24 protein-coding genes and 1 pseudogene are annotated in these 25327 nt (G+C 63.3%); 9 read left to right on the top strand and 16 right to left on the bottom strand.

Annotated elements, in window-relative coordinates:
• Positions 1–133: 133 nt before the first annotated feature.
• A pseudogene (locus AUL33_RS20605) lies at positions 134–1354 on the bottom strand (IS3 family transposase).
• Here AUL33_RS20605 and AUL33_RS20595 point away from each other — a divergent pair.
• Positions 1353–2597: a bifunctional diguanylate cyclase/phosphodiesterase gene (locus AUL33_RS20595; RefSeq protein ID WP_062212921.1), complete on the top strand. Its 1245-nt coding sequence runs from the start codon at positions 1353–1355 to the stop codon at positions 2595–2597. The pseudogene AUL33_RS20605 and the gene AUL33_RS20595 sit on opposite strands and share 2 nt — an antisense overlap.
• Positions 2598–2748: 151 nt before the next feature.
• Here AUL33_RS20595 and AUL33_RS20590 read toward each other — a convergent pair whose 3' ends face one another.
• From AUL33_RS20590 to AUL33_RS20560, 7 genes are all read right to left on the bottom strand, one after another.
• Positions 2749–3222 carry a VOC family protein gene (locus AUL33_RS20590; RefSeq protein ID WP_062212918.1) on the bottom strand — a complete coding sequence of 158 codons (474 nt, stop codon included), beginning with the start codon at positions 3220–3222 and terminating at the stop codon, positions 2749–2751.
• Between the two features lie 171 nt (positions 3223–3393).
• Positions 3394–3873, bottom strand: a complete 480-nt coding sequence (locus tag AUL33_RS20585) for an NUDIX hydrolase (RefSeq protein ID WP_062212915.1) — start codon at positions 3871–3873, stop codon at positions 3394–3396.
• A 9-nt stretch (positions 3874–3882) separates the two neighbouring features.
• Complete coding sequence (locus tag AUL33_RS21825; RefSeq protein ID WP_082652787.1) at positions 3883–4455, bottom strand: histidine phosphatase family protein; 573 nt, start codon at positions 4453–4455, stop codon at positions 3883–3885.
• 76 nt (positions 4456–4531) lie between these two features.
• Complete coding sequence (locus AUL33_RS20575) at positions 4532–5347, bottom strand: inositol monophosphatase (protein ID WP_062212909.1); 816 nt, start codon at positions 5345–5347, stop codon at positions 4532–4534.
• Between the two features lie 8 nt (positions 5348–5355).
• On the bottom strand, positions 5356–6423 hold the full coding sequence (locus AUL33_RS20570; RefSeq protein WP_062212907.1) for an ABC transporter ATP-binding protein: 1068 nt from the start codon (positions 6421–6423) through the stop codon (positions 5356–5358).
• Complete coding sequence (locus tag AUL33_RS20565; RefSeq protein ID WP_062212904.1) at positions 6420–8660, bottom strand: iron ABC transporter permease; 2241 nt, start codon at positions 8658–8660, stop codon at positions 6420–6422. Before AUL33_RS20565 ends, AUL33_RS20570 begins: the two co-directional genes overlap by 4 nt.
• 61 nt (positions 8661–8721) lie before the next feature.
• Complete coding sequence (locus AUL33_RS20560) at positions 8722–9747, bottom strand: ABC transporter substrate-binding protein (protein WP_062212899.1); 1026 nt, start codon at positions 9745–9747, stop codon at positions 8722–8724.
• Positions 9748–9941: 194 nt separating this feature from the next.
• Here AUL33_RS20560 and AUL33_RS20555 point away from each other — a divergent pair, with 194 nt between their 5' ends.
• Complete coding sequence (locus tag AUL33_RS20555) at positions 9942–10913, top strand: LacI family DNA-binding transcriptional regulator (RefSeq protein WP_244492374.1); 972 nt, start codon at positions 9942–9944, stop codon at positions 10911–10913.
• Between the two features lie 222 nt (positions 10914–11135).
• Positions 11136–11624, top strand: a complete 489-nt coding sequence (locus AUL33_RS20550) for an Rrf2 family transcriptional regulator (RefSeq protein WP_062212896.1) — start codon at positions 11136–11138, stop codon at positions 11622–11624.
• On the opposite strand, the gene AUL33_RS20545 is transcribed toward AUL33_RS20550, so the two are convergent.
• The 6 genes from AUL33_RS20545 to AUL33_RS22380 all read right to left on the bottom strand — a co-directional run bounded on the left by AUL33_RS20545 (position 11608) and on the right by AUL33_RS22380 (position 16347).
• Positions 11608–13110, bottom strand: coding sequence for a mechanosensitive ion channel family protein (locus AUL33_RS20545; protein WP_062212893.1), 1503 nt, complete (start codon positions 13108–13110; stop codon positions 11608–11610). The genes AUL33_RS20550 and AUL33_RS20545 overlap by 17 nt on opposite strands.
• Positions 13111–13217: 107 nt before the next feature.
• Complete coding sequence (locus AUL33_RS20540) at positions 13218–13652, bottom strand: cupin domain-containing protein (protein ID WP_062212889.1); 435 nt, start codon at positions 13650–13652, stop codon at positions 13218–13220.
• Between the two features lie 53 nt (positions 13653–13705).
• Positions 13706–14458, bottom strand: a complete 753-nt coding sequence (locus AUL33_RS20535) for an SDR family oxidoreductase (RefSeq protein ID WP_062212886.1) — start codon at positions 14456–14458, stop codon at positions 13706–13708.
• A 67-nt stretch (positions 14459–14525) separates the two neighbouring features.
• Complete coding sequence (locus AUL33_RS20530; RefSeq protein WP_062212883.1) at positions 14526–15005, bottom strand: carboxymuconolactone decarboxylase family protein; 480 nt, start codon at positions 15003–15005, stop codon at positions 14526–14528.
• Between the two features lie 444 nt (positions 15006–15449).
• Positions 15450–15869 (bottom strand): NUDIX domain-containing protein, encoded by a 420-nt coding sequence (locus AUL33_RS20525; RefSeq protein WP_062212880.1) that lies wholly within the window; start codon positions 15867–15869, stop codon positions 15450–15452.
• 247 nt (positions 15870–16116) lie between these two features.
• The gene (locus AUL33_RS22380; RefSeq protein WP_156419531.1) at positions 16117–16347 is read right to left on the bottom strand and encodes a hypothetical protein; all 231 of its coding nucleotides are present in this window, start codon (positions 16345–16347) and stop codon (positions 16117–16119) included.
• A gap of 57 nt (positions 16348–16404) precedes the next feature.
• On the opposite strand from AUL33_RS22380, the gene AUL33_RS20520 reads away from it, so the two are divergent.
• Both AUL33_RS20520 and AUL33_RS20515 read left to right on the top strand, forming a co-directional pair.
• Positions 16405–16959, top strand: a complete 555-nt coding sequence (locus tag AUL33_RS20520; RefSeq protein WP_244492373.1) for a hypothetical protein — start codon at positions 16405–16407, stop codon at positions 16957–16959.
• A 5-nt stretch (positions 16960–16964) separates the two neighbouring features.
• Positions 16965–17180 carry a hypothetical protein gene (locus AUL33_RS20515; RefSeq protein WP_192843239.1) on the top strand — a complete coding sequence of 72 codons (216 nt, stop codon included), beginning with the start codon at positions 16965–16967 and terminating at the stop codon, positions 17178–17180.
• Here AUL33_RS20515 and AUL33_RS20510 read toward each other — a convergent pair.
• Complete coding sequence (locus AUL33_RS20510; protein WP_244492372.1) at positions 17155–18321, bottom strand: LysR family transcriptional regulator; 1167 nt, start codon at positions 18319–18321, stop codon at positions 17155–17157. The genes AUL33_RS20515 and AUL33_RS20510 overlap by 26 nt on opposite strands.
• 92 nt (positions 18322–18413) lie before the next feature.
• Between AUL33_RS20510 and AUL33_RS21820 the strand changes: the two genes are divergently transcribed.
• The 4 genes from AUL33_RS21820 to AUL33_RS20490 all read left to right on the top strand — a co-directional run bounded on the left by AUL33_RS21820 (position 18414) and on the right by AUL33_RS20490 (position 23620).
• Complete coding sequence (locus AUL33_RS21820) at positions 18414–19235, top strand: LuxR family transcriptional regulator (protein ID WP_192843238.1); 822 nt, start codon at positions 18414–18416, stop codon at positions 19233–19235.
• 118 nt (positions 19236–19353) lie between these two features.
• Positions 19354–21099 carry a type I secretion system permease/ATPase gene (locus AUL33_RS20500; protein ID WP_062212867.1) on the top strand — a complete coding sequence of 582 codons (1746 nt, stop codon included), beginning with the start codon at positions 19354–19356 and terminating at the stop codon, positions 21097–21099.
• Positions 21096–22409: an HlyD family type I secretion periplasmic adaptor subunit gene (locus AUL33_RS20495; protein ID WP_062212864.1), complete on the top strand. Its 1314-nt coding sequence runs from the start codon at positions 21096–21098 to the stop codon at positions 22407–22409. The genes AUL33_RS20500 and AUL33_RS20495 overlap by 4 nt, the downstream gene beginning before the upstream one ends.
• Before the next feature lie 101 nt (positions 22410–22510).
• Entirely contained in the window at positions 22511–23620 is a 1110-nt protein-coding gene (locus tag AUL33_RS20490) for a calcium-binding protein (protein WP_062212860.1), read from the top strand.
• A gap of 82 nt (positions 23621–23702) precedes the next feature.
• Here the strand turns inward: AUL33_RS20490 and AUL33_RS20485 are convergent, their stop codons facing one another.
• The gene (locus tag AUL33_RS20485) at positions 23703–25010 is read right to left on the bottom strand and encodes a hypothetical protein (protein WP_062212857.1); all 1308 of its coding nucleotides are present in this window, start codon (positions 25008–25010) and stop codon (positions 23703–23705) included.
• Positions 25011–25327: the final 317 nt, after the last annotated feature.

Below are 25327 nucleotides of genomic sequence, written 5' to 3'. Positions count from 1 at the left end.
CTCGGCACGAGGTATTCAGCCCTGGCACAACGGTCAGAATGGGTAAAAAGGCGACTGTCTGCTACAGGATCGACCTAGCGAGAAGCAGCCAATCGCGACTGATCGGCCCCCACTGAGTGGTCCGGTTGGAAAGTTAGTTCAGGGTTGGTCTTTGCACCAGCGGTAGCTTTGGCAGCGAAGCAGGTCGGGTAAGCGCGGCCGGCCAAGCGGCAAAGGCTGGCACGAACACTTCTGGTGCTGGCGGCCTGTAGCCGATCGATCCATGCGGCCGGATCGTATTGTAGTGACGCCGCCAGCTTTCGATGACGATCTGCGCCTCGCGCAGGCTGTAGAAGATCTCGCCGTCGAGGAGTTCGTCACGAAAGCGAGCATTGAAGCTCTCAACATAGCCGTTCTCCCATGGGCTGCCGGGGGCGATATAAGCGGTCTTTGATCCAACGGCTGTGATCCAGTCCTGCACGGCCTTGGCAATGAACTCCGGCCCGTTGTCGGATCGAACGTGACCCGGCACGCCGCGCAGGACGAAGAGGTCCGACAGAACATCGATCACATCTGTCGAGTTGAGCCTGCGAGCGACCCGGATGCTGAGGCATTCGTGCGTGAACTCGTCGATCACGTTCAGCATCCGGATTTTGCGGCCATCGTGCGTGCGGTCTTCCACGAAATCGTAGGACCAAACGTGGTTGGGATGTTCGGGCCGCAGTCGAACACAGGAGCCATCGTTCAGCCAGAGCCGTCCGCGCTTGGGTTGCTTGGCCGGTACCTTTAGACCTTCGCGTCGCCAGATCCGCTCGACGCGCTTATCGTTGACCATCCAACCAGCATCTCGCAGCAGGGCTGCAATCTTCCGCCTTTCGGCGATTGCCAGCAATCGCCTGTCGGCCAAGGGGATACCCGTAGCGGCCATATTGGCGAGCGAGTTCGATGAGATCGGCTGTGAGCTGCTCTTCGTCATCTCGGCCCCGCGGCACCTGACGCTGTGTCGAACGGTGTTGCCCGAGGGCGCGGCACACACGCCGCTCGGACAGCTTCGTCACCGTCATGACGTGGTCGACACAAGCGCGCCGGCGGGCGGGGCTCAGTAGTTTCCCCGTGCGGCCTCGCTGAGGATCAGCTTGTCCAGGGTGAGATCGGCGACCGCCTTGCGAAGCCGCTGGTTCTCGGTCTCCAGATCCTTCAACCGCTTCACCTGGTCAACCTTCAGACCGCCGAACTCCTTGCGCCACCGATAGTAGGTCACCTCCGTCACGCCGATCGAGCGCACCGCATCTGCTACCGTGCGTCCCTGCGACACCAGAACATCGACTTGCCGCAGCTTCGCGACGATCTCTTCGGGCTTGGGTCGTCTTGCCATGTCCGTCCTCCTTCAGGCTCTCAAAGCCATACTTCAGGGCGGACCATTTCAATGGGGGTGGATCAACCTCCTGCGGCAGGTCGCGGGACGGCTTCGCGCCTGCCTCAGAAAAGGCGAGCTGGTGGCTCGGCTTGGCGGCGACGAATTCGTCGTGCTGCAAGCCATCGACGACCAGTCGGAGCAGGCCAGCGACCTTGCCCAACGCATCATCCAGAGCTTGACCGAGGTCTTCGATCTGGAGGGGCGTCGAGCCCATATCGGAACCAGCATCGGCATCGCGATCTGCCCAGCAAACGGCGTCACGCCCCAGCAGCTCCTGACGCGTGCCGATATCGCGCTCTACAGGGCCAAGCATAGCGGACGCGGATGTCTACGGTTCTTCGATCCGGCGATCGACCACGAGGTGGACGACCGACCGCAGCTCGAACAGGAGCTGCGCAAGGCTCTCGTCAAGGACGAGTTGACACTTCTCTACCAGCCGATCTTTGACGCGGACGGTCGGGTCGTATGCTTCGAGGCGCTGATGCGCTGGACGCATCCGATTCTGGGGGAGATACCTCCATCCCGCTTCATCCCTATAGCCGAGGTGCGCAAGTTCATCGTGCCGATGGGCGAATGGGCGATCGAGACGGCCTGCGCTACCGCTGTTTCATGGTCGTCCAGCTGCCGCATAGCGGTTAACTTGTCGCCAGTGCAGGTTCTTCAGCCCGACCTCCCAGGCACGGTCGAGGCGATCCTTCAACGGACAGGTCTGGCTGCAGACCGCCTGGAACTAGAGATCACGGAAGGCGTCCTACTTCAGGACGGCGAGAGGGCGTTGACCGTTCTCGGCAAGCTGAACGCGCTCGGCGTGCGGATTGTCCTGGACGATTTCGGCACGGGTTATTCAAGCCTTTCCTACCTCCACCGCTTTCGCTTCCAGAAGCTCAAGATCGACCGCCTGTTCGTCGGTCGGCTGACCGAGGACCAAAGCGCGCGCTCGATCGTCAAGGCGATCCTTTCGATGAGCCAGGAGCTTGGCATTGAGGTGACGGCGGAAGGCGTAGAAACGACGCAGCAGGCTTCAATGCTCCGGGCACAGGGCTGCAACGAGTTCCAGGGCTTTCTTTTGGGTCACCCAACGACAGCCGAGACTGCTAACGAGTTGGCGGCGCAATCGAGCACCCTCAATATGGTCGAACAGCTCCGCGCAGTTTCTCGGGAGTTCCATGCTGGTGATGGCTACATCAAACAAGCGTCGTAGCGCTCTCGACCCACTACGTCCGCTTTCAAGAGGTGCGAAACCCGCATCGAAAGGCGGTAGTGGGTCGAAAGCGAAGGCCTCGTTGCGGGCGTCCGATTTCTCTGCGCCGATCGGGGCGACTAGGTGGAAAGCGGACGCTGATCCAGCGAGATCAGTGGTCTTGCGTGATAGTCGGCGGCTGCATGAACTCGATCGTCGCGCCGTCAGGGCCAACTGCGTAGATCACCCGCGTTCCAGCCCGCGCGCCGCTAGTGATCGGTTGCGGCGTGCCTTGCGCCCTCCAGCCGTAGGGGCCAATCCGCGCAAGGAGCGCGTCGATGTCATCGACCACGAGGGCCAGATGCGCGAAGCCAGGGTCGAACGGCTTGGCCGTCACGCTTGGCCGATCCAGCCCTCGATATTCTAGGAGTTCGATCGTCTGATCCGCTAAAGAGACGATAGCCATGCGAACCAGTGCCCCGTGCGCGCCCGTCGCCTGACCAAGGAACTCGCCACCCATCTCGCCCGTGCGCACGAGACGTGCACCAAGCCCATCGACCCAGAACCGAAGCGCCGCATCAAGGGAGGCGACCGCGAAGCCGACATGATCGGCGCGCTGCACGTAGAAGTTTGCTTGGTCTGTCATGCGGTCCGTCCTACCAGCAAACAGACCGTTCGTCTGCAAAGGTCGAGAGCGGATGGACCGCTTCCGAGCGTCGGCTTCCGCCGCCGCCGGAGACCGGACGGGGTGGATAGCTTCCAGTCTAGCCAACCTCGTGTTGCAGACGTTGCAATACAGCCGATCCGACACCCATGATCAGAACAGGATGTCTTCCACATCTCCGAGGAATCGGCAAGCCGTCGTGTTTGCCGGAAGGTTCACCAGAAGGGTGCTAAGTTCTGGCTCGAGGACTAGATCCGCTGCATCAAGCAGGGACACCCACGTGACCGTGCGCTGATCCCGCTCCTTCCAACGCTTCTTCTCCCGCTTCACCTTGAGCGCGTAGACATCGACCCGAGTGAGCCGAAAAGCGATGCGAGTTCGACGCCAGTATCCGTAAGAACCGACGGAGACAGGGAAGACGCTTCCGACGACGCCAGCTTCCTCCTTCGCCTCAATCTTCGCAGCTTCCGCGTCGGGTAGCCCTTTCATGGGCCATCCCTTCGGAATGATCCATCGTCCCGTACTCCGCGACGTCACGAGGCAAATCTCCACCTGTTGCCGTTCGTCGACCCGTATGGGTATGGCAGCGACCTGATACGGGCGGCGGTCGGATACGACAGCGATTGGAGACATCCTTCGGCATCAACAGGGTGCGATCGGTGCCCAACAGTTCGACGGTTGAAGGCTGGGCAGGACAGCTTTCCACCAATGTCCCTGGGAAGGCTGATCGAGGCTTCTCGATATGGCATGTCCTGAAAGTGAACAGAACAGGAGGGTGCCGACGGCTCCATGGGAAACCACTGCCACGTCGCCCTCTTCATGTCGGCTCAGGATCCGAAGCAAGGCCTCCCGGACGCGCGCCTGCGCGTCGATCGCACGTTCCCAACCTCGAATGCTGGTGTTCGGCTCCGCAAAGAATGCGTCGGCAACCGCTTCGAACTCCGTTGGCGGAAGAAAGCCGGTCGCGCTCCGCTCGTTCTCGCCGAGATCCTTCGAGACCTGGAAGCCAAGACCCAGAGCCCCGGCCAGGATGCCGGCCGCTTCGATCGCCTTCGTCTCGCTGCTGGCCCAGATCGCCCGAACGTCGGCGCACACTGGCGAGCGCGAGAATGCTCGCATCCGCTCGATGCCCTTGTGGCTCAACTGCCAGCGTTCGATCGGCACGGCCGGATCGATGACGACTTCGGGATGGGTAACAAAGAGGAGTGATGCCATGGCGAAGGCTCAGCGATGCGACGGATCTAACACATTGCCGAGTATGGGTTCGATCGGGACCGGATGCGACGGCGGTTCAGGCGGCATTTGCTTCGACGATCCGCAGGAGGTCCGCCTTCGTGCCCGGCGAGCCCACGATCACGGCTCCACCCGCGCTCATGCTGCTCCATTTTGACGGATCGACGATCCAGCCGCCCGCCTCCTCGATCAGTACGTAGCCTGCGTAGCAGTCCCAGGCGTTCATGTGGGGCTCCCAGTAGGCCGCCAGACGCCCGGCCGCGACATAGGCCATCATCAGCGCCCCGGATCCATTGCGGATGAACATGCCGCCTTCATCGAGGAGTTGCCGGACGACGTCGGAGACGACCCGGCTGGGAATGCGGTGATTGGCGCCGAGGCCGAGGACGCCGGACTGCAGCGTCGCTTCGCTGGAAACTCGGATGGGCTGCCCGTTAAGCGTCGCCCCGTTCCTGCGGCGTGCGGAATAGAGTTCGTCGGTGGTCGGCGCGTAGATGACGCCGGCGACGATCGCATCCCCTTGCATGATCGCGATCGAGACGCACCAGGCGGGGATCCCGAACACGAAGGGGCTGGTTCCGTCGATTGGATCCATCACCCAGCGGAAACCGGACGCTCCCTCCTGAAGGCCATACTCCTCGCCGAGCAAGCCGTCGTCGGGGAAGCGAGCCGTGATGCGCTCGCGCAGCAGGGTCTCGACCTCCTTGTCGGCGATGGAGACGACGTCCTGCCCGCTCGTCTTCTGGTCGATCGTGAGTCGCGAGCGATCGCGGAAATAGCCGAGCGCAACGGCCCCGCCTTCACGGGCGATGGCTTCGGCCAGCATCTGCCGATCTGCGACGGCAATGTCGGAATGGTCGATCGTGTCGGACATGGGTTCTCTCAGGCTGGGATCAGGGCAACGCCGCGCTCATGCAGGCCAATGCCGATATCGCTGGCAACGGGGCGTACGTTCTCGATCGCGGTGTCGACGACGAAGAGGCGGCCGTGCGCCGTCTCGACCTCGTATTCGATGTGGTCGCCGAGATAGGCGGCGCTGGCGACGCGCCCGTCCAGGCGGTCGGGTCTTGGCTCACCGATCGTCATCGCGTTGGGCCGGATCGCGAGCCTGGCGGCGCCTTCGCGCTCGTCCGGCGCTCGGATCGGATGGCGCAGGCCACCAAGCCGGGCCTCCAGCCCGCCATCCGCGCGCCTTGCGACCTCGCAAGGGACGACGTTCGCCTCGCCGATGAAGTCGGCGATGAAGGAGGAGGCCGGTGCCTCGTAGAGCTCGCGTGGCGTACCCGCCTGCGCGATCTCGCCGCTCTGCATCACGACGATCCGGTCGGAAACGGCCAGCGCCTCCTCTTGGTCGTGCGTGACGTAGACGGCGGTGAAACCGAGCCGCTGCTGAAGCTCGCGGATTTCGGTACGGACATGGCGGCGCAGACGCGCATCGAGGTTGGACAGCGGCTCGTCGAGAAGCAGGACCTGGGGCTCCAGCACCAGCGCCCGCGCCACGGCTACACGCTGCTGCTGTCCGCCGGACAGTTCACTCGGCAGGCGGTCGGCGAAGCCAGCCAGACCCACCAGTGCAAGGCCATCCTTCCCCCGCTCCAAAGCTTCGCGCTTGGAACTGCCGCCCGAGCGCAGGCCGTAGGCGACATTCTCGCCGACCGTCATGTGCGGGAAGAGGGCGTAGGACTGGAACACCATCGAGACGTCGCGCTCGTTGGCCGGCAGGTTGGTGACGTCCCGCCCTCCGATCAGGATGCGCCCTGCCGTCGGCTGCTCGAGGCCGGCGAGCATGCGAAGCGTCGTGGTCTTGCCGCAGCCAGACGGCCCCAGCAGCGTGACCAGCGATCCCGGCTCGATGTCGAAGGACAGCGAACGAATGGCGACGACCGACCCGAAACGCTTCTCGACGGCTTCGAAGCGCACGGACCCCTTGAGTTCTGCGGGCTGGCTCATGCGGGCGTTTCCTTGGAAAGCGTGATGGTGGTCGTCGGGGCTGCGGCGGCCGGTGCGACGTTGCGGGTCTCACGCCGGAGCGTGCGCTTGCCCACCGCGAGCTGGAACAGCCCGATGACGCAGATCATCACCACGATCAACATGGTGGAATAGGCGATGGCGACGCCGTATTCGCCGTTCTCGGTCAGGCCGACGATGTAGGAAGTCGCCATGTTGTACTGGGCGCTGACCAGGAAGATCACGGCGCTGATCGAGGTGATCGAACGCACGAAGGAATAGACCAATGCCGCGACGATGGCCGGCTTCAGGAGGGGCAGCACGACGCGCCGGAGCGTCGTGAAGGAGTTGGCGCCCAAGGTCAGCGACGCCTCGTCGAGGCTGCGGTCGAGCTGGCTCATCGCCGCGATGCCGCCCCGCACGCCCACCGGCATGTTGCGAAACACGAAGCAGATCACGAGAATCAGCGCCGTGCCGGTCATCTCGATCGGCGGCAGGTTGAAGGCGAGCACATAGGACACGCCGATCACCGTGCCGGGGATGGCGAAGGACAGCATCAGCACGAACTCCAGCAACTCGCGGCCGGCAAAGCGCTGGCGGACCAGCAGGTAGGCCGAGAGAAGGCCGACCAGTGCCGTGAGGGGCGCGGCGATCAGAGCGATCTCCATCGTCGTCCAAAACGAGTTCCAGGCAACACCCGTCCAGCGCAGGCCGGCGTCCCCGGCGGAAACCGAGAAGGCCTTGGCGTAGTGTTCGAGCGTCAGCGTGTTGTCGAGACCGAGCGTGCGCACGAAGCTGCCGGCGACGATCATCGCGTAGACGGTCAGCGTGAAGAACACCCAGACCGAGACCGCGCCCACCACGGCGGCGCGCAGCTTCGGATCGAGCGGCACATGGCGGCCAGAATCGCCCTTGCCAGTGACTGTCGTGTAGCTACGGCCGCGCAGCCAGAGGCGCTGGAGAAAGAAGGCCGACAGAGTGAAACCGAGGAGGACGAGGGCGAGGACGGCGGCACGGGCCGGATCGTTCTGCGCGCCGACGACGGCAAAGAAGATTTCGGTCGACAGGACGCCATGGCTCCCGCCCAGCACCAGTGGATTGCCGAAGTCGGCCATGCTCTCGATGAAGCCGACGAGGAAGGCGTTGGCGAGGCCGGGGCGCATCAGCGGGAAGGTGACCGTCCAGAACGTGCGCCAGCGGTTGGCGCGCATCGTCTGCGCCGCCTCTTCCATCGCCGGGCTGATCCCTTCCATGACGCCGATCAGCACCATGAAGGCGATCGGCGTGAAGCTCAGCATCTGCGCGATCCAGATGCCGGGCAAGCCGTAGAGCCAGCGTCCCCCGTCGAGGCCGGTCAGGGTCAGGACCCCTTGCGTGACGACACCCGAGCGCCCGAACAGGAGGATGAGAGCGAGGCCGATGACGAAGGGCGGCGTGATGATCGGCAGGATCGTCAGGAGGCGAAGCAGCCGCTTGAAGGGAAAGGCGGTGCGCGTGGCGACAAGGGCGAAGGCGAGCCCGAGGATCGTCGTGCCGAGCCCGGTGCAGATTGCGAGCGTCACGGTGCGCCAGGCCAAGCCGCAATGGCCGGATCCCGTCAGGCACGCGAGCGACCAGATCGACGGGTCCTGAATGTTCGACAGGAAGCTCGACGCGTCGAAGGAACCGTCGAGGGCCTGGAATGCGCCTGCAAAGAGGCTGGCGAGCGGGTAGAGCACGAAGGCGGTGACAAGCGCGACCACCAGCGCGATGGCCGAGAGCACGAAGGCGTCACCACGCAGCCGCCCGCGTTCGGCTAGACCGAAGGATAGGAACAGGATGAACGCCAACGCCAGCGCGAAGGCGCCGAGGCCGAACGGCGGCTGGCCGTCGTCCAAAGGCCCGAACAGGGATTCCCAGCCGCTCCAGTTCCAGCCGCCGTAGCCGATGGCCAGACCCTCGGCGACGAGGAAGGCAAGGCCAGTGCCGCCGACGGCTGCCAGCCATCGGCCCCGCCGCTCGCCGGGCGGCGTGAAGCGCAGGGCCACGGCCGCCGCGATCGCGAGGCCGAGCGGCACAAGCCATAGGGCCGAGCGCAGGCCGATCTGAAGAAGGCCCGGCGCCACGTCCGGCGAGAGCGGCCACGCGTTCGCCCAAGACAGCGACCACAGGCCGCCTTCCAGCCCGTACCAGGGTAGGAGGGCGAAGGCGATAAGAGCGAGGGCCAGGGCGCCGTCGAGCCGGCGAACGCGCGAATCCATCGACAGATCCTCCCGAGAGCTGGGGACGGCGGGCGTCCGAGCGGCGCCCGCCGATGCCGGATCAGTTGGCGGAGGCGCCGATCTCGCGGTCCCAGCGCTCCAGCAGCGCCTTGCGGGTTTCGGCATTGCCGTACTTGGCAAAGTCGTAGTCGATCAGCTTGATGTCTTCGAGCTTGGGCGCCTCGGGCGGCACGGTCGCGCTCTTGTTGGACGGCAACTGGAAACTGTCGGCCTCGGCGGCCTTCGACTGCACCTCCGGCGACAGCGCCCAGTCGTAGAAGATCTTGGCGTTCTCGAGGTTCTTTGCGCCCTTGACGATCGACATCGACCCGACCTCGAAGCCGGTCCCCTCGCAAGGAGCGACCGTCTTCACCGGGAAGCCCTGCTTCGTCATCGCCACCGCGTCGTGCATGAACACGATGCCGATGCCGGTCTCGCCCCGCGCCGCCGCCTTTACCGGGGCAGAGCCGGACTTCGTGTACTGGGTGACGTTGGCGTTCAGCGACTTCTGGTAGGCGAAGGCCTCGTCCTCGCCCATCAGCTGCACCAGGGTGGCCAGCGCGGTGTAGGCGGTGCCCGACGAGTTGGGGTTGGCGATCTGGATCTCGCCTTTGTACTTCGCGTCGGTCAGGTCCTTCCAGCAGGCGGGCGCCGCAAGTTCCTTCTTTTCCAAAATCTGCGTGTTGTAGCCCCAGCCGAGCGCGCCGGAGTAGACGCCGACCGTCTTGTAGCCGGAGACTTCGGCCTGTTTCTGCGCCCAGGGCTGAAGCTGGTCGAGGGCGGGCGACTTGTATTCGAGGGTCAGGTTGTCGTCGGCCGCCTGAAGGTGAGGGTCGCCTGTACCAGCCCACCAGATGTCGGTCTTCGGATTGCGGGCCTCGGCGCGAAGGCGCGCGTAGGCCTCACCGGAGCTCATGCGCACCATGTTGACGTCGATTTCGTGGCTGGCCTCGAACTCCCGCTCCATCAGCTCACACCACTTCACGTCGGCGGCGCAGACGAGGTTCAGCGTTCCGGCGGCGCGGGCAGGCAGAGCGGCTGTCATTGCACTGAACAGGATTGTCGTGACGAGAAGTTTGGTGCGCATGCTTCGAGCCTCCCAGCATCATCATCGTTTGCACTCGTGTGCAAGCTCAACCGTAGATCGATGATTGTCAACTCCAGTCCGCGCTGTCATTGCTATTCCAGGGACCGGCGCACGGCGATGCAAGGGAGATCGGCGCTCTGAGCAAGACGACGCGCAGCCCGTCGGCGGGCCCTACCTTTGCGAGCGCTCAAGAGGTGGCGCGGCTGGCCGGCGTCTCGCGCTCCGCGGTGTCGCGGGCGTTCACGCCGGGCGCGAGCATCTCGCCCGACACGCGCGCCAAGGTCGAGGCGGCCGCGGCCGAGCTCGGCTATCACGTGAATCACCTGGCGCGAGGCCTGATGCGCCAGCAGACCGGAATCGTCTGTCTGATCGTCGCAGACATCCACACGCCCTACCTGTCACGGCTTCTGGAAAGTCTGTCGCGGTCGCTGCAGGAGGCGGGCAAGGTCGTCATGGTGCTGAACGCGGGGCGGGCATCGGGGAACGTGGAAGGGGCGCTGCGTCAAACCCTCAACTACCGTGCCGATGCGACCGTGGTGCTGTCCGGCACGCCCTATCGCTCGATCGCGCAGAGCTGCCTCGACAGTGGCCAGCGTCTCGTGCTCCTCAATCGGGACGACCACCTGCCGGGCACGGTCAACCTGTCGGTCGACAACGCCCGCGCTGCCCGGACAGCCGCGACGCTCTTCCTGCGCGCAGGCTATCGGCGTCTCGCCCTCGTTACCTCGGGGATCGGCACCCCTAGTCTGACGGCCCGCCGGGACTGCTTTCTGGCGACCGCCAAAGAAGCGGGAGCCGAGGTCGCCGTGTGGGAAGGCGGCGCGACCGCCTACGAGAGCGGGCTTCAAGGCGGGACGTCGCTGTTCTCGTCCGACGAGCCGCCCGACGCCATCTTTGCCGTGACCGACCTCCTGGCCTGCGGGGTCATGGACGCGGTGCGTCATCGTTTTCGGCGCCGCGTGCCGGACGACGTCGGCGTGATCGGGTTCGACGACATAGAGCAGGCCGGCTGGGCGTCCTACGATCTGACGACCTTCGCACAGCCCGTGGCCGACATCACCGAATGGACGGTACGGCTCGTCGCGGACGGGATCGTCGAGGAGCCTCAGGATCGCGTGTTCGAAGCATCACTCGTCTGGCGGGCGTCGGTGGCACGGTCTCTGTAGACAACTCGCGCGGTGCCAACGGCAGCGTCCGGTTTCGGGATCGCCCGATCGACCTGTTAGCGGCGAACTTGGGTCGAAATTCGCCTCGCCCATCCATTCTGACCGTCTCAAGGATGTGATCTCAAAACAGATCTCATGCAGACCAGTGTCCACTGCGCACTAGTTTCGGATGCAGAATATCCTTATATTGTGCTCAGTGGCGAGACAGCATGGCGGCGTTCGATGATCCTAAAGAGTCAGGTCGAGTGGGCCCTGCACTGCTGCGCCATCCTCGCTGCCGTTCCGGAGGGGCGGTACCTGTCGACTAAGGCACTGGCGGAGCTGCACGGCCTACCAAAGGAGTACCTGTCCAAGGCTCTCCAAAGCCTGTCGCAAGCGGGTCTGGTGCTGACGACGCTTGGGCCGACGGGCGGCTATCGCCTAGCGAGGCCACCTTCAGAACTGAACTTTCTCGAAATCGTCGAGGCCGTCGAGGGCAAGTCGCGGACCTTCGTCTGCAACAACATCCGGGCCGCCAATCCTTGCCGTCCGGACCGACACTGCGACGACAAGCCATGCTCGATCGCCAAGGTGATGTGGGAGGCGGACGAAGCGTGGCGGGCGAAGCTGCGCAGCGTACGCCTGTCCGACATGGTGGAGACGCTGGCTTTGGACGTGCCGCCGGCGATCTGGCAAGGTACCTACGAGTGGGTGGTCAAGCGGGCGGGCTGACCCGGGCCGCGTCCTTTCGCACGAGTGCCTTGATCGTCCTTATCAGAGTCGGGATCTTCCGACGTCGATCCTCTGATGGTCCTTCGAAAGCATGCGAAGGCAGGCGGTCTGCCAATTCCCGTGCGAGATCCTCCGCCAGGCCCGGACGTTCGGCCAAGAGTTCGGCAATGATCCTTTCCGGAATGACGTAGACGGTGACAGGGGAGAGTGCCTCCATCCGGCAAAGCATCACGGAGCCGGCGAGGAGACCCAGTTCGCCGAAGGCGTCGCCGGCTGAGAGGAACCTGACCGTCTTGCCGCCCTGCAATATCTGAATCGTTCCCGCCCGGACGATCATCAGGCAGTCGAGGATCGCACCTTCCTCGGCCACGACATCGCCTGCCGCGTAGGTGCGGGTCGAGGCAGCATCGGCGAGGCGTCGCTTCTCTTCCGGTTCGAGACGCGAGAAGATCGGGACGGCGTCGATGAGCCCAAGCGCCGTGACGGGCGGCGTGGCAGCGGTTTCCTCCGTTGGAAGATCGGCGGTGAGAATCCCTGCCGTCGGCGGAAGGGCAAGGAGAAGACCCGCAGACTTGCAGTGCCGATAGACGCGGTCGACGACCTCGTTGCGGGCGGGCGTCCGGTGCGAGGGGCTGTGCACGGTGAACTGAAGCTCGACCTCCAGGGCAGTCGCATCGAGCTTGCGCACGGCCACCGCCGGCGGTGGATCACGCAGGATCGTGTTGCAGCTCACGAGTGCGGATCGAAGAACCTCGACGATTACGGATGGCATCCTGGTCGGTGCGATACGCAGCGTCATCACGAGGACATGCGCTTCTGCCGGTCGGCTGATATTCGTCAGCGCGAGCTTGGCCAGTATGCTGTTCGGCAGGACCACGATGTTGCAGGTAGAGGTCAGGAGATGCGTCGAGCGCCAGTTGCTCTCGACCACGCGTCCTTCCGTGCCGTCGCCGAGAAGGATCCAGTCGCCGATGGCATAGGGTCGACCGATCGACAAGGCGATGCCGGAGAAGACGTCACCGAGCGTATTCTGGAGCGCAAGGCCGAGGATGATGGCGACGACGCCGGATGTGGCAACGAGCGTGCCGATCGGAACGGCAAAGACGAAGGCCAGCATGGCGGCCGCGGTGCCGAGATAGACGCCACCGACGACGAGATCCTGCAACAGCCGGGCTTGGCGCGGATGTCCTTCGACAACGAGGTAGATCCGCACGAAGCCGATGAGTGCCCAGGCGAGATGCAGCCACCACAGGAGCTTGGCAGCGACGAGCGCTACGCTCTGCCAGCCGATCTCACCGTCGACGGTCCCGCGAGGCAGAATGTCGTGTCGCAGAAGGAGCCCGCTCATCGTGACGAAGAAGGCGATCTGGACCACAAGCCGTATGATGGCGCGCTCGGCAGAGATGAGATGCCAGACGAGGATGCCGATGAGGCCGACGGCGTTGAGCGCAACGATGCCGGATAGGAGGGTAGTGCTGAAGACCATCGGAACCATTCACGCCTGAAGAGGAACGGCGACCGCGGCTTGCGGCGTCCACCAGTGGGACGGAGCGGCGGCGCTGGCCCGGCGCCAGCATGGCCGCTCCGTCGGCATCAGGGCTTCATGGGACGGACGAGGGTCGTTTCGCTGGTATCGACCACGAAGACCGCGAGCAGGCGGGCCGGCTCGGTCTGGCTGTCGTTCTCGCTCACCGCATGACGGTCGCCGGGATATTCCGAGAAGCTCTCTCCGGCCCGGTAGACCGTGACGGGCCCGTCATTGACCTGGCTGCGCACCGCGCCCTCAAGGACGGTGGTGTAGATGAAGGCGGAATCCGGATGGGTGTGCGCCGCCGAGTTGCCACCGGGGCCGTACTCGACGAGCACACCCTTGAGGCTCTTGCCCGGAACGTTCGGAAGCTCGTGCTCGTAGACGACGGTAACTTTGGACGCCTTGCCTGTGTCGTGCGCTTCCGCCTCGATCGGAGTGGCAAGGAGCGCCGACAAGGCGGCGAGACCCGACAGGGCGGCGAGAGATGATCTGATCATAGAAACCTCACGGGTGATGAAGGATTTGACGGTCGTGATGGAGGGTGCCGCCCTCAGCGGCGGACGGCGATCTTGAACCAGTCCTCGAAGGTGATCCGACCGAGCCGGGGATCGTCGTTCGAGACGAGCGAGAGATCGTCGAGGCGGGCGCCGAAGTACTTGGCTTCGGGATCGGCCGTGACGGTACGCTCGTCGCTGATGGCCGTGAGGTATCGTGCGACCAGATCGCTGAGGCGCGAGCGCTCCGGGCCGGCGATCTCAATTGTTCCGTTCGCCGGAGGAGCAAGAGCGACCTCCGCCATGACGTCGGCGACGTCATCGGATGCGATCGGCTGCACGAAGGCGGGCGACAAATGGACGGTCGTGCCGACCGTGCCGGACTGCACGATCCCGCCGAGGAACTCCATGAACTGCGTGGAGTGGACGATGGTGTAGGGAATGCCGCTTTCCTTGATCAGCCGTTCCTGGAGCAGCTTGCCGCGGAAGTAGCCGCTCTCCTGGAGCCGCTCCGTGCCGACGACGGACAGCGCGACGTGATGCTTCACGCCGGCCACGGCCTCGGCGGCCAGGAGGTTGCGGCCGGACGTTCCGAAGAAGTCGAGGACGTCCCGGTCCGCGAAGGAGGGCGAGTTGGCGAGGTCGATCACGACCTCCGCGCCTTCCAGAGCATCCGCCAGGCCCTTTCCGGTGATGGTGTCGACGCCCGTGTTCGGCGAGGCCGCGACGACCTCGTGCCCCTGGGCGCTGAGGCGTATCACGGTCTTCGAGCCGATGAGGCCGGTGCCGCCGATGATGACGATCTTCATATGTCTTCTCCGTTCGCGGCCGCCAGCGCGACCACGTTCCAGTTGTCGGGTTGATTGAGGAAGGGGCTTAGTTCAGGCCAGCCTTGTCGAGGCCGTAGGCTTTATCGGCGGAGCCGGGCATGCTCTTGAAAGCAATGCCAACGCGGTTCCAGCCGTTGATCGCCATGATCGAGAAGGTGAGGTCCGAGAGTTCCTTCTCGGAGAACTGACCGCGAACCCGCTCGTAAAGCTCGTCGGGAACGCCACCTTCGGGCAGCTCCGTCAAAACCTCCGTCCAGGCAAGGGCGGCACGCTCGCGGGGCGCGAAGAGCGTCGACTCTCGCCAGATGGCGACATGGTGGAGACGCAAGGGACGCTCGCCGTGGATCGTCGCTTCCTTCACATGCATGTCGACGCAGAAGGCGCATCCGTTGAGCTGCGAAGCGCGGATCTGCACGAGATCGTGGATCGGCGGCTCGATGACGCTGCTCTTCAGCGCGAGGCTGAACTCCATGAAGGCCTTGAAGAGGTCGGGGGATTGCTGGGCGTAGTCGATGCGAGGGCTCATCACGCTTCTCCAATCAAGGATATTAGACATCCTTATGGATATTCATGATCCTTAATAATTCCTTTGTAAAGCGCTCTCGTTCCAGCGGTTTGGAGAAGACGCCGTAGAAGCAGGGAATCCGGCACTTAAGCGGTTGCCGAGCAATGGCTTTCCGCTCGTCCGTGCGCCGCAACGCTTCGGATGAGGACGGCGCTGGAGTTCCTGATCGACTTCGTGCGGGCAGATCCGGAAATGCGAATGTCGGCAGGCGAAACGTCGCAACCTGTTCCGAGGTGCTTACGCGAACGTCGGCTTTTAGAAGGCTGCGATACTTCTGCGTATGTCAATGTCGGGTCGATTGCGGATGGACCGCTTCCAAGCGTGCGCTTCCTTCGCCGCCTGAGACCGGACTGGGTGGATTGCGGACTGTCGGCTATTGGTGTGAGCCTTCGAAAATGCGGCCGTTCACAGGATCGGCTTCATAGCCCGCACTAAAGGGAGGAGATGGTCGCGGGTTAGAGGAGCCAGCGGCAAACCTTCGGCGGCCTCCGGCGTAACCCATATCACCTCTTCGATCTCGGATACGGGCAGGCAAGCGGTAGTGAGGCGCAGGTGGAACAGCTCGGCCTGCACCATCTGCCCGGTCTCGTTGGCGGCTGGTGCCTCGAAGCGACCGAGAGGATGGGCATCGCTTGCGTCGAACGTCACGTTGATCTCTTCGTACAACTCGCGTTGCAGAGCCGATAGCGCATCCTCGCCTGGCTCGATCTTACCACCTGCCTGCATGAACCAGCGGGTTCCCACCTTGCGCACGAGGAGGAGGCACCCCTTTCGATCGGTGATGAGCGCTGCTGCAATACGGATGGGAGGGGGGCCAGAGTTCATTACAGTTCTACCCTCAAAGACCGATGAGAATGGCGCCGAGCGCGACGACGAGGCAGGAGGTCAGCCGAAGCATCGTCAGGGTCTCACCAAGGAAGACGGTGCCGATTAGGGTCAAGAACCGTCCGACCGCTTCGGGGCGTCCGCTTACCCTTTGGCCTGAGACCGGACGGGGTGGTTTCCTGACAGTCCGCAGTGACTTCTCCCGGCCCTAAAAGACCGGGCTTCTAAGCTTGACCGGAACGCGGTCTCAGCCGCTCGGTCGGGAGTAAAAGGCTGGAGTCGCAACGAGCGCCAATCTCAGACGCAATTCCGTTCGCTTTTCGATCGGCATACTTCCGATTTCGCCCTCGATGAAGGTGGTGATTGCCCTCGGATTGTCGCCAAAGCGGCGCACACCTTCTGCGGCGAGAACGGCGATTGTCTCCAGCGGATCGTGACAGTCGGTCAAATTTGACAGCCCCCCTGCATTTTCAGTCATTCCCGAACGCGAGGCCTTCGAGCTTCATGGCGCCGAAGACGATCTGACGGAGCCAGCATGAACGCCAAGAGCAACAGCATCCGCTGCCAGATCGCGACAATGCCGGAGCACATCCGTGACTCCATGATTATGCGTAGCATCTGCTTCGTCCAGGAACATGGCATAGCACCTAATTTCATTTTCGACGGTAACGATCATCAGGCGACCCACGTCGTCTTCTACGACGGCGACGAGCCTATCGGCTCCCTGCGCATCCGCTGGTTCGCCGAGTTCGCCAAGTACGAACGCACCTGCTTCCGCGAAGCCTACCGGCATCCGTCCGTGCTCAAGCGTTGCATCCGGATGACCTTCGAGCATGTCGCCAGGAAGGGCTACGCCAAGGTCATGACGCAGGCCGAGCCGCGACTGGCAAGGCTTTGGACGATCCTGTTCAAGGGCGAGTTCATCGACACGCAGCCGGTGCAGATTCCTGGCCATGGCGAACCCTACCTCTCGGTGATCGGGGCGATCGACCGGCACCCTTGCGCCATTACGCCGGAAAGCGACAGCGCATTACTGCTGCGGATCGAGGGCGAGTGGGATCGGCCGACAGCCTTCGAAGCCCATTCTTGATGGCCATGACGGACGACATCCCCGATCCCGATCCGACGTCACCGGATCAGGATCTCGGGACGAGAATCCTTGATCGCGCGCGACTGCATACGGAGCTTGTATGTCGCCTGATCAGCGCGCCGAACGGACCGCCGTTCGACATGGCGCGGTTCCTGACCGAAGTCGCTGACGGGTATCTCGTCCTTCGCGACGAACTTAACGGGACCGATCCGGCTCCGTGATCGAGCCGACATCGAACAGGCGCCGCATGTCAGTCTCCGCCGGCGACTGGCCGTTGTAGAACCGAAGCTCCGACGCAAAGAACGGGTTGGCAGCGAACAGCGCGACCAGCCAGTCGCGGACGGCCGCGGCAGCGCGCTGCTTCAGCCGCTCCGCGAACCCCACCAGATAAATCGGAAGAGCGACATGGACGCCGAGATCCAGCGGCACGACGAACGGATCGGCCTGCACGTAGTTGCCGAGCAGGCCGATGCCGGCGCCGCCTTTCACGAGCGCGTAGTAGGCGAGCGAGTTCTCACTGCGGTGCGTAAGTTGGCCCTCGGCAATCAGGCCGTTCCAGTCTTGCCAAATTGCGGCCTCGGACTGGTAGTACCCGCATTGCAGGAAGGAATGCCCCCAAAGGGCGCCCTTCTTCGGCAGCGACCCTACCCTGTCGAGGTAAGCGGTTCCGCAGACCGGGATCAGGTGCAGCGTGCCGATCGCCAGGCATTCGATGTCGGCGCGCTCGATCGGTGTCAGCGCGACCATCAGGTCGCATTGGTTTTTCTCGAAGTTCAGGAACGAGAGCTGCTCGCGCAGGTCGAGCTCGATCTTGGGATGGCGGCTAGCGAGTTGGGGAACGGCGGGCGCCACGATGGCGGCGGCGAGCCCCGACGAAACGCTGACGCTGACGAGCCCGGCTGTCGCGGCGCCCTCGTCCCGCAAGTCGTTCGCGAGGGCGAAGAGGTGGAAGTCGAGCGCGGCCAGAGCGTTTGCGAGCTTGGCTCCGGCATTCGTCAGCCTGATGCCGGCGAAACCGCTCATGACGAGATGCGATCCGAGCTGGTCCTGGAGACGCTTTACGTCGCGGCTGACCGTGTTGGGGCTGGTGCCGAGAAGTTCGGCCGCGCGCGCGAAGGACGGGCTTTTGGCGACCGCGAGGAAGGTTCGCAACTCACCCCAGATCGGCTGCGACAGGAGCCCTTGAATTTCGAGCGGCGAACGATCCTGGTTGGGGCGATCGAAGACTTTCGGGGCCGAAGGAAACACGTCCGTCATATCCTGCGGCTTTCCACTTCGCTGACCGGGGCCCGCACCCATTTCCCTACACGCCGAAGAAGCCAGTCTTGCTTGATGTCCGCAAGTTCGGATCGGGGAAGCCATTCTCCCAGCTTCCGCAACCGTTCCACGGCTGCCCATTGTCGTCCCAGTTACAGCACACTTCCAGGCGGCTCCGACCCTTCGGGAGCCGTCTTGTGAACGACTTTCGAAACGTAACGGACGAGATCGGACGACAGATCGCAAAGGCGGCTTCAACAGACGCCTTGCAGGCGTACCTGCCGACGATCCGCAACACATTCGAGGTGAAGCATATCATTTACCAAGGATGGTTCGGCGCTGCTGCTGCAACCCCGAGCTTGATCCTATCGACCGCTTCTCCGCGGTGGGCGGCCGAGTACGAAGGCCGTCATGTGGGCGAATGGGACCCGATCGCGAAGGCAGCGCGTCGGTCTGTTCTGCCGATCGATTGGGAGGCGCTCGATTGGGGCAGCCCCGACGCACAGCGCTACCGCATGATGCTTCGGCGGTACGATGTCGGGACAATCGGCTTGACCGTTCCGCTGCACGGCCCGAACGAAAACTCCGCGGTGTTTTCGATCACCAAATCGACCGTGAACGAGCCGGATTGGCCGGACTTTCGCCGTCAGCAGCAGGCCGAAATTGCGATGCTCGCGCTACAGCTTCATGATCGCGTGCTCAGCGTGGCCGAAGCACGCCGGGAGACGTCGCCGGTCCGTTTGACCGCCAAGGTTACGGCCTGTCTGGAGCTGCTGGCGCAAGGCCGCAAACCGGCGGAAATCGGTGTCGATCTCGGGTTGTCCGTTCATACGGTTCGCAAACATCTCGATCGTGCGGTCAACGATCTTTCCTGCCAGACGAAGGAACAGGCGATCACCCGCGCGTTGACGCTCGGCCTGATCAAACTCCGGTCGACGACCGCTTCCCTTCTGTATCTGCTTTGCATCACGCCAGTCCAGATCGGCGAATATCTGCCATTCGACAGATTTTCACCATAACGGATTAGGATGCCATATCAACTGCTTAGCAGATTATTTAACCAATTTTAACCAATTGCTGCACTCCCATAGACTGAAGCACAACGCCCTGGTCGTTAACTGAGCCGGGCGCTTGCAGATGGCGGACAGGAAACAGAACAGCCTCCCAACCCTGTCGAAACCGGCACTCGTCGGCGCGATCGGGCTTTCCGGCTGCATCAACATCCTCGGCTTCGCCGGGCCGCTGTTCATGCTCGAGGTTTACGACCGGGCGATCCCGAGTCGGAGCCTGCCGACGCTCTCCGCACTCGTGGTACTGGTGGTCGGGCTTTACGCCTTCTCCGGTCTTCTCGATGGGCTACGCGCCCGGATCATGACGCAGGTCGCGACGCTCTTCGACACCGCGCTTTCGCCACGTATCTTCGGCGCCGTTGCACTGATCTCGCTCCGTACCCGCCATTCCGGCGATGCGCTACGAGCTGCGCAGGACGCCGAACAGATCCGCCAGTTCCTCGCCGGTCCCGGTCCGCTGGCGCTGTTCGACCTGCCATGGATGCCAGTCTTCCTCGCGGCCTGCTTTCTGCTGAACCCGCTGATCGGCTGGCTCGCGACCGCTGCCATGGCCGTACCGGTCACGCTGACCATCCTGACCGACTGGCGTACCCGCGCACTAACGAAGGAGGCCGCGGCCGCGCTCTCCCGGCGCAACCGCTACGGCGAAGCCGCTTTTGCCAACGCAGAGTCCCTCGCCGCCATGGGCATGGCGGGCCGAGCGGCCGAGCGCTGGAGCGAGGGCCATGATGCCTATGCGCTCGCGCAGCGGCGGAGCACCGATGTCGCGTCGACCTTCGGCGCCATGTCCAAGGCGGTCCGCTACGCCGTCCAGTCGGGCTCGCTCGGCCTCGGCGCGTACCTCGTCATCCACGGCGACATGTCCGGCGGCTCCATCATCGCGGCATCGCTGATCGTGGCACGGGCGCTCGCCCCCGTCGAACAGCTTATCGGCAACTGGCGCGGGCTTACTGGCGCGCGACAGTCCTGGCAGCGTCTGAAGGAGGGTATAGCACTTTCCGGTCGCGATGCCGATCGGACCGCTCTGCCCGCGCCCAGCAAATCTCTAACCGTTGCCGGCGTCTTTCTCGCGCCACCTGGTGGCAACCGGATGACGGTGCAGAACGTCGGCTTCGCCGCCGAGGCCGGTACAGTGATCGGCATCGTCGGCTCGAGCGCCTCGGGCAAGTCGTCACTGGTGCGCGGGCTCACCGGCGTCTGGACGCTCGCTCGCGGCAGCGTGCGCCTCGACGGTGCCGCTCTCGATCAATGGTCCGCCGAGGCGCGGGGTCGCCATGTCGGCTACATGCCGCAGAACTCCGACCTGTTTCCCGGCACGGTCGCCGAGAACATCGCCCGCCTCGATCTGGATGCGGATGCAAACGCGATCATCGCGGCCGCCCGTGCCGCCAGCGTTCACGACATGATCGTCGCGCTGCCGGACGGCTACGATACCTTGGTCGGTCCCGGCGGCATCGATCTCTCCGCCGGTCAGCGCCAGCGGATCGCGCTGGCCCGCGCGCTGTTCGGCGAGCCGTTCCTCGTCGTTCTCGACGAGCCGAACTCCAATCTCGACGCCGACGGCGACAAAGCGCTCGCCGAAGCCATTGCAGACGTGAAGGCGCGGGGCGGCATCGTGATCATCGTCGCTCACCGCAACAGCGTTCTGTCGCTCATCGACAACCTCCTCGTGATGGAAGCCGGGGTAATGAAGTCGTTCGGCCCGCGCGATGCGGTACTGGCCGGACTGCAACAGCAGCGGCCGAAGATGCCACGCGCCGCTGGAGCGGCCCCCGCGCTGGCGGTGATCGACGGGGAGGCCGTGGCGCAATGACCGGATCGCAGACAGAGAAAGCCCTGTCCCGATCGCTGCGCCGGACCCTGCTGGTCAGCGCTGCGAGCGTCGCCGTCATGTTCGGCGGCGTCGGTACATGGGCCGCGACGACGGAACTGGCGGGCGCCGTGATCGCATCCGGCCGATTGGCCGTCGACGGCAACGTTAAGAAGGTCCAGCATCCGACGGGCGGGATCGCGGCCGAACTTCTCGTAGAAGAAGGGCGTCAGGTCGAGACCGGCGACGTACTCGCCCGGCTGGATGCGACGGTGACGCGTGCCAATCTCGTCGCAGCCTCGAGCAAGCTGGACCAGCTCTTCGCCCGCCGAGCACGGCTCGAAGCGGAGCGCGACAGCCGTTCCGCAGTGTCCGTTCCGGACGCCCTCCTGGCGCGCGTCCATCCGGCGGCAGCCGAGACGGCGATGACCGAGGAGCGGCGGCTGTTCGACGATCGGGGCGTGGCGCGAGAAGGGCAGAAGGCCCGGCTGCGCGAGCAGATTGGGCAGTTGCGCGAGCAGATCGGTGGCCTCGACCTCCAGCAGCAGGCGAAAGCCGAGGAGATGGCGCTCATCTTCAAGGAACTAGAAGGCCAGCGCGCGCTGTTCGACAAGGGGCTGACCTCGATGGGGCAGGTCAACGCGCTCGATCGCAACGCGACCCGTTTGAAGGGCGAGCGCGGGCAACTGATCGCCTCCATGGCCTCCGCGCGCGGCCGCGTCGCGGAAACCGAACTCCAACTTCAGCAGGTCGACCAGACGATGCGAGAGGAGGTGGCGCGCGAATTGCGCGACGTCGCCAACGAACAGTCAGCGGTCACCGAGGACGAGGTGAAGGCGCTCGACCAGCTTCGGCATATCGAGATCCGCGCGCCGATCGCCGGCACGATCCACAAGCTCGCCATCCATACGGTCGGCGGCGTGATCCGCCCGGCGGAGACGCTGATGGAAATCGTGCCGCGCGGTGCGGCACTGACGATCGAGGCGCGGATCGCGCCGCAGGACATCGATCAGGTCGAGCCGGGTCAGACGGCGACGCTGCGCCTGTCCGCCTTCAACCGCTCGACCACGCCTGAACTGTTCGGCACCGTGCTGCGCATGTCGGCCGACCTCGAAACGGACGAGAAGACCGGCCTGCCCTTCTACGAGGCGACGATCGCGCTGCCGGCATCGGAGCGGGCTCGCATTCCGGGTCTGACACTTGTGCCCGGAATGCCGGTCGAGGCCTTCATAGCGACGGCGGATCGCACCGTCGCGTCCTTCTTTCTGAAACCCATTCAAGATCACGCAAGCCGGGTCTTCCGCGAAGACTGACGCTAAGCGGATGGGGTGTTGGCGGTCATCGGCAGCGACAACAGCCCTCATTTCCTGCCGAGTGCGAACATCTCAACCACCTGCATACGAGGGGCAAAACAATGGCAACGATCGGCGGTAGTGCTGGAAACGACAATCTCGTCGGAACGGCCTCAGCGGACACGATGAACGGCTACGGCGGCAACGACACGATCGATGGCGGTGCCGAGAATGACGAGATTACTGGCGGCAACGGCAACGACATTCTTTATGGAGGACTCGGCAACGACACGCTGATCGGCGATGTCATTGCTCGTGATCCCGCCTTTACCGGCTACAACGTCATGTACGGCGGAGAAGGAAACGACAGCTTCTACGGCGGGCTACTGGGCGATTCGATGTATGGTGAGGGCGGCAACGATACCTTCTATGTCCGCGGCACCGCCGGCGCCGGCGACTATCACGGTGGCACCAACACGAATGGCGCCCCGGAAAGCGATACGATCAACATCACCAACTTTTTGAATGGCTACAATCCTGCGGGAGTAAGCTACGTCTCGTTGCAGATTTCAACGATGAGCGGCATCGAAAACATCTTCAACACCAGCGGCAGAGATGCGCACATCATCTCGATCGGGGGCAACCTCGATCTGTCCAATACCAATTTGGCGAATATTACACTGGTAAGGGGAACGGATGGAGCCGACACGATCATCGGACACAATGTCGTCAACACTGCGAACTCGACGGTTCGTGGAATCACGATCGACGGCAAGGGCGGCGACGATAAGATTACCGGCAGCGAGCAAGCCGATAACCTCACTGGTGGCGATGGAGCCGACACCCTTCAGGGCCGGGACGGAAACGACTATCTGACAGGCGGCAACGGCAACGATGTCGTCATCGGCGGCAACGGGGTCGATCAGCTTCTTGGCGGTGCTGGACAGGATATCCTCGCGGGCCAAGCGGGCAACGACCAGTTGACCGGCGGCACAGAAGCCGATCAGTTCTATTTCAATCTGAACGGCGGCCAGGACATCATCGTTGATTTCCAGGACGGCATCGACAAGATCGTTCTAGGCGCCGACGTGAAGAACATCAGCCTGTTCTCGTCGAATGGTTCGGCCGCATTGGACCTGTTCGACGCCACCTCCAGCACGCCCCATACGTACGTGCTGTTGCAAGGCGTCTCCGCCTCGCAGATCGACGGCAGCGACTTCGTCTTCCCTTGAAAAGAAACAATAAATTGGAGGCCCGGTTGCCGGGCCTCCAATTAAAAAACTGCGGATGTCAGCGCTTCGATCGTTCAGTCGATTACGGCAACAGGCCGCGCAGATGCGCGGCGAAGCGCTCGGGGTAGCCGCTGTATTGATGTGTTTGCTCGGTCGCCGTCGAGGTATATGTTTCGCGAGTCGTGGTGCTGACCGTCATCACCGTGATTTGCTGATGTTCGCGCTCTTTCATGGTTCCGGTCACGGATAGACTGGTACCGTCGGTAAAGCTCAGATTGGCTTGAACACCGGACGCCACATCGATTTTAAGTTGATCCGAACTCCCTGCAAACGAGACAATCACGTTCCCGTCCTCGTGGGTGACGGTTACGTCCTTGGCTGAGTAGCCCGCGCCGACGGCAATGCCGAAGTCGAAGTCTGCCTGGATCCAGTCCTGCCCATCGCCCTTATTGAACGCATAGGTCGTATTCTGACCGGTCAAAACGATCCGGTCGTTGCCTGTACCGCCTGCGATCTTGGAGTAGGAGCCAGCCTGAATGAGATCGTCGCCCTCCCCACCATCGATCGTCGCATAGCCGAAGACTTCACCGTCGTTGTTGGAGCGGTCTATCGACACGATGACGTCGTCGCCGCGGCCGCCGGATACGGTAGAATAACCGCTCACCATAACCTGATCGTCACCGTCGCCGGCATCGACTGTTGCGTATGTTCCAACTTTCACGTCGTCGTCGCCTGTACCGGCTGTGATTTTCGAATATCCGCCAGCACGAATGATGTCACTACCGCTCCCTGCATCGATCGTGCTGTAACCGTAGGTGAAGATGTCGTCGTTGCCTTCGCCCGATGTGACAGTTGCATAAGCATAGGTTTCGATCTTGTCGTCGCCGCCGCCACTGTTGATCGTCGCATAGGAGTAGGTGCTGATTGCGTCGTCGCCCTCATCGCCCGAAATAGTAGCGTAGCTCTGAGCGCTGATCTGATCGTTTCCGCGACCGCCTACAATCGTTGCGTACTCCAGCGCCGAGACCAGATCGTCGCCATCGCCAGCATCGATATCGGCGTAGTTCCCGGCAGAGATGACGTCGTTGCCGCGTCCGGCGCGAACCGACGCATGGTCGCCCGCCAGCACCACATCGTCGCCGTCGCCGGAGTCGATCTTGGCATGGTTGCCGGTCATGATGAGGTCGTTGCTCGAGCCGCTTTTGATCGTCGCACCGTTCAGGATTGCAAGGATCATCGCCGAACCGGCCTGCTTCATCGAGTTGCTGAGCGGCGCCAGAAGCTGCCCGGCAAGCTTGCTCGCGGTCTCGGGCTTCGACCAGCCATCGGAAGCGTTCGCGGTACGGAGGATGGAAAGGGCCGTGGTGTTGACGGACGATATTGAGGTCATGGCTTTGATCCGAGTAGTATGAGGTGTTGTGTCAGCGCGAAGAGTTGGCGACTTGTTTTGAGGATTGTCTGCACCTCTTCCCAAGCGACGCCGTTCATCTATTTTCCACTCGCCAACCACTCGTCATGAGAATGGGCGATCACGTTGGCAGGACCTCATGTCCATCCGCTATCAAAAGACGCTATAATTCGCTCTTGTAACGCAACATATATTAATTTGCACTAAACGGCAGTCATACCGACCTAATAACCTACCCATCGCTCTTTGAAACATCGGAAACCGGAGAGAAGAAAGCTCCGATCGACGGCATATGGTCA

The organism is Aureimonas sp. AU12 (genome assembly GCF_001463705.1).
GTDB lineage: Bacteria > Pseudomonadota > Alphaproteobacteria > Rhizobiales > Rhizobiaceae > Aureimonas.
The sequence above is the reverse complement of the archived record's forward strand: the minus strand, read 5'-3'. Positions and strand labels throughout refer to the sequence as shown.